At 37.4% G+C, this 562-nt stretch carries 1 protein-coding gene; it reads right to left on the bottom strand.

Going from position 1 to position 562, the window contains the following annotated elements; translation table 11 throughout:
- Window positions 1–347: 347 nt before the first annotated feature.
- A partial coding sequence (locus tag N2Z58_09495; GenBank protein ID MCX7654891.1) for a hypothetical protein occupies window positions 348–562 on the bottom strand: 215 nt, incomplete at its 5' end.

The following is a 562-nucleotide window of genomic DNA, read 5'->3' as shown; positions in this document are numbered from 1 at the left end:
GGCTTGAGAGAAAAAATACCGGACAACTGCATAGTATTTCTTAGTAGGCTAGATACAGATGACGTAGAAAAGTTAAAAGATTATGTAATGAAGATAGTCAATAACAAACAGAGTGAATAACTCAAAGAGATGAAGTGATGGAAATTTCAAAAAGTCATGGTAGTGAGCCGAAGAAGATATCAGGATCTTTCAGTAGAACAAGCTTTGGTATGTGTTGGAAAGGCCTCAATCTCTGTCAGGTTCTTACGGTAGATATGGCAGTACTTCTTTCCTCTGAGAAGGTTGTCCAAAATACCGCCGACTGGGGAAGGAAGAACTTGAAAGGCGGTAAGAAATAACCCAGCCATCTAAACATCTACACTTTTGTATAGTTTAGACGAAGGGGTGATCTTATTACAATTAAATATATGACCTTTTTTGACCAAGAAGTACCACAAGAAATGAGAACTTATCTTCCTAGATGGAAAATTGATTCGTACACACCAGACATCATAAAAAGTCCTGTGAAGGTTATTCAAACATTCTGCTATTTTCCCTTGTTCCACTGGATGACTTTCAACAT

This window comes from Fervidobacterium sp. (genome assembly GCA_026419195.1).
Taxonomy (GTDB): Bacteria; Thermotogota; Thermotogae; order Thermotogales; family Fervidobacteriaceae; genus Fervidobacterium.
Note: the sequence above shows the minus strand (reverse complement) of the source record. Positions and strands in the feature narration are given on the sequence as shown.